The organism is Morganella sp. BCCO 40_0007 (assembly GCF_032989665.1).
In the GTDB taxonomy this organism is placed as follows: Bacteria; Pseudomonadota; Gammaproteobacteria; order Enterobacterales; family Enterobacteriaceae; genus Morganella; species Morganella sibonii.
In genome coordinates, this window is record NZ_JAVBIN010000004.1 from 255586 (window position 1) to 267912 (window position 12327).

Genomic DNA, 12327 nt, shown 5'->3' on the forward strand with positions numbered 1-12327 from the left:
AAACAGGGCGGATAACCGGATTAAACGTAATAACATCAGTTGCATACGACTGCCACTTTTCGTTGTTCCGTATCCGGATGCGGTATTAACCTGATAGCCGTTTCATATAATCCGGAAAGACGGGTTTCATCCTCCAGCAATGCAGCATCGCCTTCAAACGCTACTTTGCCTTTTTTCAGGGCGATAATATGGGTTGCATACTGCAATGCAAGATTAAGATCATGAAGGATAACGATGATACCGGTACGCTGTGTGCGGTTTAAATCCTGCAGCAGCCTCATCAGTTGGTACTGATGATGAATATCCAGTGCGGATGTCGGCTCATCGAGGATCAGTACCGGTGATTGCTGTGCCAGTAACATGGCAACCCATGCGCGCTGGCGTTCACCGCCGGATAAATTATCGGCGGGTATTTGTGCAAATTCCGTGATACCGGCACTCTCCATGGCTTGTGAGATAATAATGTTATCTTCCGGATGCCGGCGGCCAAATATGCCGCGCCAGGGAAAACGTCCCAGACTGACCAGTTCACGGACGGTCAGCCCGGCAGAAACCGGCAGTTTTTGCGGCAAAAATGCCACTTGTTGTGCCAGCTCCCGTTTGGTGTAACCGGTGAGGTTTTTATTATTCAGCAAAATTTCCCCCTGATCCGGCCGGGTCTGACCGGCCAGCAGATCAACCAGGGTGGATTTTCCTGACCCGTTATGACCAAGCACAACAGTCAGTTCCGTTGCCGGGATCGTCAGGGACGGGACGGATAAAATTACCCTCCCGTCACGCACAACACGGATATCATTCAGTTCAAACATAACTACCAGCTGTATTTGGTCTGAACGACAACAGAACGGGATTGGCCGTAATAGCAGTAATAATCACATGCAGAAATATATTCTTTATTCAGCAGATTATTCACATTGACCTGAAGCTGCCACTGTTTGTTCAGCTTATAAATGACCGCAGCATCCCATAATGCAGCAGCGGACACAGTACGATTACTGCTCGCCGGATTGTCTTTTGATTTACCGAGATAGCGGACACCGGAACCGAGTGTCAGTTCTCCGCTGCCGGTTACCGGCAGTGTGTAATTGACCCAGGCGGATGCCATGTGCTCAGGGATAAGCGCAGCCTGTTTGCGTCCCTGACCACCGGTATTATCTGTTTTGGCATTTGTGTAGGTATAGGATGCCTGAACATTGACATTATCAGTCAATTGCACAAATCCTTCAGCTTCAGCCCCCGTTGAGGTGACTTTTCCTGTCTGTGTGGCAACAGAAGTATCCGGATTGGTAACCAGTGCATTTTTCTGTTCAATACTGAACCAGGCAATATTCAGATAACCATCGAGGAATGAAGGCGTATATTTGACTCCGGCCTCAATTTGTTCACCTTTCAGCGGTTTATACAAATCGCCGGTCGCAGGGTCGATGGTGCTCATCACTTCAAATGACTGTGAATAGCTGGTATAGGGTGATAACCCGTTATCCGCCAGATACATCAGCCCGGCATTGACACTCACCTCACCATCATTCCGGGATTTATCATTATGGGCTGTCTGATTTTTATTCTCAGTTTTTACCTGATCATAGCGCACCCCGGCAACACCGATCCATTTACCGTCCAGCTTGATTTGGTACCGGGAATAGAGGCTTGCCTGCGTTTTATTGATTGTCCGGTTAATATTGTCGGCCGGGTCCAGTGGTACGTATTGTCCGTAGACCGGATTCCACGGATTGATCGGACTGAATGCATAACTGTCCTGTTCATCACCTTTTGTCCGGTGATACTGAATTTCAGCCCCTGCCAGCAGGGTGTGCTCCAGACGTTCTGAATCCCATTGTCCCGTCAGGTTGTTATCGAATGTTATACTCTGGCTGTTACCGTCACGGAATACAACACCGCGGGCGAGAGAGGTTGCAGATGTATCTGCGTTCGGAAATGCATACACACTGCGCAGCGTCAGTGAATTATAACCATAATTCAGGCGCTGGGAGAAACGCCAGGTCGTGTCAATATCGTGTTCCAGCAGATATCCGGCAGAAAACTGTGAGCGCTTGTATTTATCATAATCCGGCTCGCCAAGATTCGCTGACGGTTTAATTTTTCCGTAAGGTGAATCGATCAGTGTACCGGCTGCAGGGAAAAACGGGTTGGTTGGTGTACCGTCATCATGCAGATACGTTGCCATCAGTGTCAGCATGGTATCGTCAGAAAGCGCCATCGCAAGTGAAGGCGCCAGATAAATGCGTTTGTTATCCGTTTTATCCAGTTCACCGTCCGCCTGTTTCATCAAACCGACTACCCGGTAACGGATATCACCATCATCGCTGGCATGACCGGCAACATCAAAACCAAACCCGCGCTGATCATTATTTCCAGCTTCAAGGAAAAATTCCCCTTTCGGGGTAAACAGCGGCTTTTTAGTCACCACGTTTACAGCACCACCGGGGGTAGATTCGCCAAACAGAACCGCAGACGCCCCTTTAACAACTTCAATTTGTTCGAAACCATAAGGTTCAAGCAGCCAGGTATAATACCCGTCGCGGAATAAACGACTGTTATCCAGATAGGTCGCGGCATCAAAACCACGGACTTTAAACCAGTCAGTATCATTATCCGCACCGTAAGGCTGAGCTGTTACCCCTGAGGTGTAGCGCAGTGCTTCATCCAGTTTTTGCGGTGCGCGGGTTTCCAGCTCTTTTTGCGTAATAACAGAAACGGATTGCGGTGTTTCCTGTAATGCGGTGTCAACTTTCAGCACCCCAGCACTGACAACAACAGTGTCAGAAGTATTACTGTTTGCTGTTTGTGAGTACGCAGGTACAGCACAAAGGGCAACGAAAACATGAAGTGTGATAACTGAAGGTTTGAAATAAGAAAAATTAGCCATAGCGCCTCTGAAAAGACGAATAATAACGATAATGAGTATTATTAACTATGATTATGCTGTATGGAACTAAAATTTAACCGATACTGAAGAAAAGGAAGAGGTCACCCGAACGCATCCGTGCTATCCGCGCCGGTGAGCGGCGGGTGTATTTACGGGTGAAAGAGATTTTCGCCATGGCTGCAAACCGGGAATTAAGAACCTTCCGGTATCAGCGGATTATGGCAGGTTTGAGCCGGATTGATTTTCCGGCTAGAAATCAGTCTTAGAAAAACCGGTCATACCGTCCAGTTCCATTTCGCGGCCTAATGCCGTCATCGGATGGACAATGATCAGGCCCCGCACAGTTTTCTTCAGCTTGCCGATATCAGCCTGCTCTTTCTTCGTGATAAGACGTTTGAACGGCATACCCGCCAGCTTCTGCGCTTCTTTGCTGAGTTTTGTGCTGTGTAGTACCTTCAGACGGGCAATGTCAGTTTCCAGCTCAGCTTTTTCTTTCTCAAGTTCTTCGTACTTTTCCGTTTCGTTCTTCTGCAGCATATTTTCCATCCGGTGACGGATAAGGTCTAAACGGTCGCTGAGAAGCTTAATTTTTACTTTTTCGTTTTCTTTCATTTTAATTAACCGTGAATAAATTTCCTGCTGCGAAGTATACACTATTCTCTGTGAGGGTACGAAAAAGGAAGCGGATTGTCAGTTGTTTTAATATGACTATTCCTGACTATAATTTATCCTTTTTATTAACGGATAAGACCACCATTGGTGATCTTATTCGTTTAATATTTTACTCGCTTTGGTCTTTTTTATCATCATGAACCAAATGATATGCAGATCGTGCCCGGGGATGGATAAAGAAATGACCAGCCGGAGCGTTATGGGTTTTAATGTGTATCATTGATATTCCGGTTTTTTTACCCTGCTTATTATGAAATGCATAGATTATAAATGGTATCAGAAAAATGATTACAAAGCTGATACCCAGCAGCATCACATAAGATTCATTGCTTGCGCCGCCCGGCAATGAACTTGGCGGAAAGAAAGAAACAACAAAGGCAAGGACCGACAGAATAAAACCGGCAGATGCCACAACAAGTTTAAAACCTTTACCGCCCGGTATATTAAATACCCGTTTTTTCTCAGGTAGTTTGCAGATTAAATACATATACCCGAGAAACAACATAAAATAACTGCACAGGTAAATAACAACGGTCAGGGCTAATGCGATCAGGAAAGAGGTATTACCGCCTCCTCCACTATTGGTAAGCACAATGATGGCAATGGTTGTGATCAATAATTGTGAAATGACTAATGTAACCGGAACGCCGTTTTTATTCACCTTAGCAAAGCTTTTCGGTAAAATACCATTTTGGGCAGCAACATACATTCCGCGGGATGGCCCCACAATCCATGATGCTATTTCAGCAAGGACACCTAATAATAAGAGTGCAGCAATAATACGGACTGTCCACTCAAGTGCAGGACTAAAACTCGATACCAGAACATTGAATGTCTGTACCACCCCGGCGGACAGATTGATTTCACTGACCGGAATAGAAACCGCGACAGATAATCCGCCAATTGAACTTAAACAAATAGCCGCTATCATCAGTAAAAACATCGCAGCCGGGTAATCTCTTCCCGGGTTTTCCATTTCATTAACGTGTGTTGCTGAAGCTTCAACCCCCATATAACTCAATATAAAAGCAACAAAAACGACTAATGTGCCTATTTTTGTGAAGTCAGGGAAAAAAGTCGATGCGCTGATTTCAGTCGCTAAAGGTGCACCACTGATGAGATAATGTATAGCGAGGAATACCAAAATAAGTGCCGGTAATAAAATACCGGCAAAAAAACCTATTTTAGCGATAGTTGCTGTATATTTTGTACCGCCAAACTGAGAAAATGCCAATATCCATAATATAACTAATGCACCGATAGTTTTTACTATCGGGTCGTTATTCAGTTCCGGCCAGTTAAGGATATAAGATAACGCCCCTAATACAAAATAGAGCATAGGTATAAAGCCAATTGCAATTTGCAGATAACCAAATGAAATAGCGGCAAATCCCCAGCGCTCGCCCAGTGTGTTAGAAACCCACGCAAATATTCCGCCCTCTTCCCAGCCTTCTACCGTCGCCATTTCCGCCGCACAAAGAGCAACAGGAATAAACCACAATAACCCGCCTAATAAAAGGAAAAAAACCAAACTAAAACCGGATGTTGCAAATGTCGGGTATTCATATACCGCCATAACCATAGAGGCAGTAATCGCAAAAAAACCCAATAAAGTCAGTTTCCCGGCACCAGACGCTGTCGTTGTCATACTATCCACCTGATATAGTTAATAACATCAATTCTTTGATCTGCGTTCCACCGGCGGACCAAAGACCATGATATTCTCTGGTCTGATAAAAAAATGAGTCGTGAGCATAATCACTATTGATTAATTTAATAACTATTATCCCTTAATCCAAACTTGTCAAATCATCTGACTTTAGTTTCATAATGATAATATTGTTTTGAATTCATCAAAATAAATCACTAACCCACCAATTACTAAAGCATAACCACATAAATCACTTGATTTCTTAGTATTTATTAATGAGTGCTTATTGACAGATAATACTAAACTACACCAAAACAGCCCGGGATTTGCCATATTAACGCAAATAATGGTTTATGTATTATGGAAATACATCGTGTATGTTTTTATGAAAAAAATTTATTCATAACTATAAAAAGTTACTTCCGGAAAGTAAAAAATAGAGTATATGGCCAGATAATTGCTGGTGACATACAATAATTGATATAAATAAGGGCCGTCAGACGGTCCCCCCCGGGTGTACAGACGGTCTGGTACATCAATAATCGGTAACGGATGAGAACAGCAGTACTGACAGCAGCCTCTGAACACGCATGGCTGTCCATCGCCGGAATCATTCCGGTTTGTGTCCGGCGGTTGCTGATGACCACCACTGCATACTTTTTTCATTCTGCAGAGATCACTTAATATTACAAAAAATAAATACCTGATTCTTACCTGAATGGCTAATTTCCCGGCATCAATTAACATCAAACGATTACCTTTTAATATTTTCACATCTTTAGCCTGTCAAATAGTAATTTGGGGAAGAAAAAAAACGAATAAGCAGGTAGTTTTACAGAACAGATATTTTTTACTCCATTTAAACCGATGGGATACACTTATTTTAACGGAAAACTGACAGGGATATCTTATGAAAGTGTTATTTGGCTGTTTTCTCTTTATTTTTATGTCCGCATCCGGCTATGCCTGCTGGGCTCCTAACTGTTACGGAGCTGTCGGTTTTGACCCGAAAACCGGCCAGACATCCGCGTTTACCGATTATCCGACAGCAGACAGGGCTGAACAGGCACTTAAAGAAGATTGCCCGTCCTGCGGGTATATGACATTCAATAACGCCTGTGGAACCATTGTGTATTCCCGCCGCTATGATTTTACCGGAAAATATTATGGTGGCAGTGATCGTGATCTCCGCTCATATGCCCTTACACAATGTGAAGATAAAATAAACGATATTAATCTGAATAAAACCCGTAATGATAAACGCCGCTCCAAAGTACGCAGCCTTGCAGAAACAGACTGTAAAATTACGGTTTTAGCCTGTACGTACCGTGTCTATTAAATATTTTTACAAGCAAAGATAATGATTATCTTTATAGTGATAAATAGCTTCCGGGATGATAAATATGATCACAAAAATGAAATTACTGTTATGCGTATTCCCTCTGATACTGACAGGATGTGCGGGCTATGATTTATCCGGCCTTACCGGCGGAAAAAACAAACCCAAGAGTGACAATTTAAATATAGCCGCGTACAGAATGTATGGTAAAACAATAACATGCTCTGAGATTGGTGACGGTGTATCCAAAGCATATCAGCTTAAAAAGAAAGGTAAAAGCAAAGAGGATATTTACTGGGAAATAACACCTGAGGACAGTACTTATATCCGGCAGGATATTTACACTATTCTGATTGATGTCGGTATGGCTGCTGATGCTGAAAATTATAAGCTATTCACGGAAGCCTGCCGGAAAAATCTTGAAACCTATCAGTCATTATATGGCGATTCATCCAAAAGCTTATATGCCCGCGTTGATCTGATTTATACCTTTGTCTATAACGAAGAATTAAAAAATTACAGAAGTAGTTTTTCCGGCGGACTTCATGCTCCGATGTACCGTTACGGCAATTCAAAAAATAGTACGAAATATGAATTCGTCCGGAATAAAAGCCGGGGCGGACTGGATGAAACCAGTAATGAGATCAATAACCTGATCTACGAGCAAATGATTGAAATTCTCTACAAACCCGCATATATGGGCGAATCAAGGCACCCCGGTAATATTATGCCGTCACTGGACAGTGTCAGAAGAGAAATGGCACCGGAACTGGTACTGAAACTGGTTAAATAGCGATGAATATAAGACACCGGCTGAGTCCGGTGTCTTCTGATTTCAGATAAAAATCCCGCCCGCAGACATTCCCGCTCCCTGATACATCAGCAGCCCGGCAATAATAAAAATTCCCCCGGCGATCAGCCGGAGAATATTACCGTAATCGTGGTTTGATTTTCTTCCCGGGTGACGGGACAGGCGCAGTGCCAGGAAGCGCATGCTGTGCACGAACCAGGCGATTATACAAAGAGTGATGCCGGTTCCCAGCGCCATTGCAAATACAGCAATAATCCCCCAATGGAAAACACCGATAACGGATGAGAACAGCAGTACCAGCAGTGCCCCTGAACACGGGCGGCTGCCCATGGCCAGAATCATACCGGCTTGTGTCCGCAGGTTACCGGTGACTTTATTTCCGGGCACAACATGCTGATGGCCGCAGCTGCATGTCTGAATTTGCCCGCTTTGCAGAAAAACCGGTTTTAAAACAGCGGAGGATTTATTATCCGACACACGGATGGTTTTTATTTGCGGTTTACTGACCGGTAGCCTGATAAATAAGCGGCGTAATGCACGAATAACAATGACACCACCGAAAAGAATAATAAATGCATAGCTGGCTTTTTCTGTTATCAGGCTGACATTATTCAGCTGGCGTACTGACAGATTTAATATAAACAGCACAACAGACACCAAAACAACAGCAACAGTGCCCTGAAGCAGGGAAGCCAGAATACTTAATAATGCGCTGTGACGTAATTTTGCCGGATGTGTGGCGATATAGGCAGAAAGAATAACTTTACCGTGACCCGGCCCCAATGCATGCAATAAGCCGTATAAGAAACTGAAAAGGGTCAGCAGCCCGCCCGCTTTCAGCGGATCAGATACCACTTTCTGAATCAGCGCCGCCATTTCAAAATTCAGTTCCTTTTGTAATCCCGCACTGGCATGCAGCAGTGACGGCCACTGGCTGTACAACAGCCCGCCCGCGCACAGAACAATAAGCACAACAATGACCTGAAGAATAATCCGTGAATATGATGTCATCCGTTATCTCACTCCGCGCAATGTAAGGTAATCTGCTGTGCAAACTGACGCCCGAGCGTCAGATCATCATCCGGGGTATCGCCGGTATCCAGCGACAGCGCGTAATCTTTCAGGCTATCCGAAGGATCAGCCTCGGTGAAAACCAGGCGGCACTGTGACTCATCCGGCGGAGAGAGGTGAACCGCGCGTTTGCCGTTGTAAGTCATACTGACAAAAAAAGTCGGCTCATAGGTTTTCAGTTCAACCGTACTGCCTGCTAACGGTATCGGATGTAATAGTGAGACACGGAATGACATCACAATCTGCAATCCCTGCCGGGTCATCCGGTATAAGTCCGGAAAGAGCTTAAAAGGCTGTTTTTTATTCTGATAACTCAGCTCGGAAAAATAAGACTGTGCAATAATATTCGCCATGACGGAGGCGGCCTGCTTCTTCCATTGCGGGCTGTCTTCTTTGCTGTTCATTAAATCATACAGAATATCAGCGGAAGTCATCGGGTCCATTTTCCAGACATATTCAATCCCCGTCAGCGTATGGTTTTCCGTCACAAGGGTCGTTTCCATATCAATAAAACTGTGCGGGTGTGCAAACGCCTGCGGACTGAATGTCAGCAAAAACAGGAAAGAGAGCAGTAACGTATTCATACTTTTGATTAAATTCACAACTTATCTCACCCGGCCACAAAGTGTTATAACATAACATAGCGATACAAATGAAAATACCGTTTTTTCCGGACGAAAAAACACCAGAGAACCAGGAAACCTGTCATAAAATGACGAAAGTGCGATCTCTGCCACAGATATCTGCCATTCATTCATCCGCTCAATAAAACACCATAAAGATATAGGTCATACCGCCGATAACTCAAATATACCCTTATTCGTTTCGGGAGTTCTGTATGTCCTGGTATCCGTCCCGTATTTCAACCCGCCTGACTATCGGGGGCATCCTGCTCCTGGCTGTAACCACTGCGATTATCATTGTTGTTATGCTGTGGCGGGGTCAGCCCCGTGTAGTGGAAATTAATACCGCATTAATAGAAGAAACCGGACGCGGCCTGACATCCCGGGTCAGCATCATTTTGTCCCAGACAGACGGAAAAACCGTCAGCCTTGCACGTCTGGCAGAAGTACTGCCCAATGATGAAGCTCTGTACCGCTATATCCCGCCTAATCTGATTGAAAGTAACAGTCTGATCACCGGCGGCGGTATTTGGCCGGAACCGGGTGCATTTACGCCGGGAGTCGAAAAACGCAGCTTTTTCTGGGCACGGAATACCGCCGGGGAACTGGTTTTTTCTGATGAATACAATGCGGAAGGTGCCGAAAATTATCACAATGAAAGCTGGTACCGGAATGCACGGGAACAATCCACCGAAAGCTGTTTATGGTCGGATGTTTACAGAGATGCCATTTCCGGTGTGAATATGGTGACCTGCAGTGTGCCGTATAAAACAGACGGAAAATTCGCCGGTGTCGCGACAACTGATATCCGTCTGGATAATATCGCCGCCATTATGCAGCAATACGGTGACAGCACCGGCGGCTATGCCTTTGTGACAGACCGGCAGGGGCAACTGATCTATTTTCCGGGTGATGACAGCAAGAAATTCAAAACCTTTGATGAACTGGCTGCACAATCCGCCTGGCTGGCACCGGTTGCTGCCGGACTGAAGGAAACGCATTCTGATCAATCAGCTATCAATAGTATTCGTCTTGATAATGACGGACAGCTGAATACATCCTCACAAGTGATGCTGTTCCCGATGGCCGATACCGGATGGGTTATCGGCCTTGTGACACCGGAAGAGCGGATCACCGGACTGGCGAAAGTGATGATGCAGGATGTGCTGGAGGTACTGCTGCCGATAATGGCATTGCTGCTGCTGGGCTCCTGGCTGGTGGTACGCCGTCTGATCACCCGCCTCGATGAAACCCGTAAAGCCCTCGATGATATCGCACAGGGAGAAGGTGATCTGACACGGCGCATGGATGTGCGCGGTGCTGATGAAATATCCGCTATCTCACAGGCATTTAATCTGTTTGCCGATAAAATTTCATCCATGCTGCTTACTGTACGCAACAGCAGTTCTGTTGTGGCCGGGAATACCGTTAATCTGGCGGATAATAATAACGAGTTATCCGCACGGGTTACGCAGCAGGCCGCTGCACTGGAGCAAAGTGCTTCCGCCATGGAAGAACTGAATGCGACGGTCCGCCAGAACAGTGAGAATACCCATCAGGCTGATGAGCTGGCAGAAACCACGGCACAAACCGCGAGCCGCTGCGGAGATATGATGCGTGATGTGATTTCGACAATGAATAGTGTCAGCACATCATCCGGACGAATGGTTGAAATCGTGTCGGTGATTGACAGCATTGCATTCCAGACCAATATTCTGGCACTGAATGCGGCTGTAGAAGCCGCCCGCGCCGGTGACTCCGGACGGGGTTTTGCCGTTGTGGCAACGGAAGTCAGATCACTGGCTCAGCGCAGCGCGCAGGCAGCACAGGAAATTAAGACGCTGATTGATGAATCCGTACAGAATGTAAAAACAGGCAGTAATCAGGTACATGAAGCCGGTGAAACACTGGCTGATCTGGTGATGGATGTATTGCAGGTAAGGCAGCTGATGGGAGATATCCGTGTTGCCGGAGAGGAGCAAAGCAAGGGACTGGCCGAGGTGACAACCGCAGTATCAGAGATGGATACGACAGTGCAGCAGAATGCCTCTTTAATTGATGATGCCGCTTCGCGGACACAAATCCTGAGAAGAGAGGCCGAGCAGCTCGCACAAATGGTGTCTGCCTTTAAATTACCGGAACCGCATTAATAACAGGAATGGATTTCCCGGCAGAAATTACCTGCCGGGAAAGGATGAAATATCAATCCAGATCCGACGCATCATGACGTTCACGGATAAACCGGTCTGAAGGCTCCCCGCCGCTGCGGTTAACACGGCGTCCGCGCTGAACAGCCGGGCGTGCGGCAATCTGTTCCGCCCAGCGGATCACATGCGGATATTCACTGACAGACAGGAATGTCGCCGCATTATACAACACACCTAATACTAACCCGCCGTACCATGGCCAGGCGGCCATATCCGCAATGGTGTAGTTATCACCGGCAATAAATTCATGCTGACTCAGCTGACGGTTCAGGACATCCAGCTGACGTTTGGTTTCCATCGCATAGCGGTTAATCGGATATTCATACTTTTCCGGTGCATACGCATAGAAATGACCAAACCCGCCGCCGACAAACGGCGCTGAGCCCATCTGCCAGAACAGCCATGACAGGGTTTCAGCCCGCTCAGGTTGTGTTGCCGGCAGGAACAGAGAGAATTTTTCTGCCAGATACGTCAGAATTGCGCCGGATTCAAAGATCCGTACCGGCGCGGCACCACTTCTGTCAACTAATGCGGGAATTTTTGAGTTCGGATTAATATCAACAAATCCGGAACCAAACTGGTCGCCTTCACCGATATCAATCAGCCATGCATCGTATTCCGCTTCCTGAATCCCCGCAGCCAGCAGTTCTTCAAGCATGATGGTGACTTTCTGGCCGTTAGGTGTTCCCAGCGAGTAAAGCTGCAGCGGGTGTTTACCGACAGACAGGGATTTTTCATGTGTCGCCCCGGCAACAGGACGGTTGGTATTGGCGAACTTCCCGCCGTTTTTCTGTTTCCATTCCCACACCTGAGGCGGGATATAGGTTGGATCAGCCATAACAATGCTCCTTTGTATTTTCTGCCGGATTGAAGTGATCAGTTATCCAATCTACCTTCCGGTGCATAAAATACAAACTGAATTCTTTTGCTGATCGTTATCAGGATCTCAGGGGGAGGATTCCGGTGGCTTACAGAGAAGCGTATTTTTACTTTCGCCCAAACGCAAAAAAGCCACCCAATGGGTGGCTTCTTCACTTAATAATAACCTGGCGGTTCCCTACTCTCA

General features: G+C 46.1%; 10 protein-coding genes. 3 read left to right on the forward strand and 7 right to left on the reverse strand.

Features of this window, described 5'->3' with window-relative positions; translation table 11 throughout:
- Positions 1–35: 35 nt before the first annotated feature.
- The 4 genes from R5268_RS06900 to gadC form a co-directional block, all read right to left on the reverse strand.
- Complete coding sequence (locus R5268_RS06900; protein WP_317418948.1) at positions 36–809, reverse strand: ABC transporter ATP-binding protein; 774 nt, start codon at positions 807–809, stop codon at positions 36–38.
- Between the two features lie 2 nt (positions 810–811).
- Positions 812–2887 carry a TonB-dependent siderophore receptor gene (locus R5268_RS06905; RefSeq protein ID WP_317418947.1) on the reverse strand — a complete coding sequence of 692 codons (2076 nt, stop codon included), beginning with the start codon at positions 2885–2887 and terminating at the stop codon, positions 812–814.
- Positions 2888–3136: 249 nt separating this feature from the next.
- Positions 3137–3499 (reverse strand): YibL family ribosome-associated protein, encoded by a 363-nt coding sequence (locus tag R5268_RS06910; RefSeq protein WP_146257329.1) that lies wholly within the window; start codon positions 3497–3499, stop codon positions 3137–3139.
- Between the two features lie 169 nt (positions 3500–3668).
- Positions 3669–5207: a glutamate:gamma-aminobutyrate antiporter gene (gadC, locus tag R5268_RS06915; protein ID WP_317418945.1), complete on the reverse strand. Its 1539-nt coding sequence runs from the start codon at positions 5205–5207 to the stop codon at positions 3669–3671.
- Between the two features lie 913 nt (positions 5208–6120).
- Here gadC and R5268_RS06920 point away from each other — a divergent pair.
- Both R5268_RS06920 and R5268_RS06925 read left to right on the forward strand, forming a co-directional pair.
- Entirely contained in the window at positions 6121–6549 is a 429-nt protein-coding gene (locus R5268_RS06920) for a DUF4189 domain-containing protein (protein WP_317418944.1), read from the forward strand.
- A gap of 64 nt (positions 6550–6613) precedes the next feature.
- The gene (locus R5268_RS06925) at positions 6614–7342 is read left to right on the forward strand and encodes a hypothetical protein (RefSeq protein WP_317423081.1); all 729 of its coding nucleotides are present in this window, start codon (positions 6614–6616) and stop codon (positions 7340–7342) included.
- Between the two features lie 42 nt (positions 7343–7384).
- Here R5268_RS06925 and R5268_RS06930 read toward each other — a convergent pair whose 3' ends face one another.
- Both R5268_RS06930 and R5268_RS06935 read right to left on the reverse strand, forming a co-directional pair.
- On the reverse strand, positions 7385–8371 hold the full coding sequence (locus R5268_RS06930; protein WP_317418942.1) for a nickel/cobalt transporter: 987 nt from the start codon (positions 8369–8371) through the stop codon (positions 7385–7387).
- A gap of 8 nt (positions 8372–8379) precedes the next feature.
- Positions 8380–9033 (reverse strand): DUF1007 family protein, encoded by a 654-nt coding sequence (locus R5268_RS06935; protein WP_317418941.1) that lies wholly within the window; start codon positions 9031–9033, stop codon positions 8380–8382.
- A 236-nt stretch (positions 9034–9269) separates the two neighbouring features.
- Between R5268_RS06935 and R5268_RS06940 the strand changes: the two genes are divergently transcribed.
- The gene (locus R5268_RS06940; RefSeq protein WP_218454833.1) at positions 9270–11204 is read left to right on the forward strand and encodes a methyl-accepting chemotaxis protein; all 1935 of its coding nucleotides are present in this window, start codon (positions 9270–9272) and stop codon (positions 11202–11204) included.
- A gap of 52 nt (positions 11205–11256) precedes the next feature.
- Here R5268_RS06940 and yghU read toward each other — a convergent pair whose 3' ends face one another.
- A complete protein-coding gene (yghU, locus tag R5268_RS06945) occupies positions 11257–12099 on the reverse strand; it encodes a glutathione-dependent disulfide-bond oxidoreductase (protein WP_218411099.1) in 843 nt (280 codons plus the stop codon).
- Positions 12100–12327 lie beyond the last annotated feature (228 nt).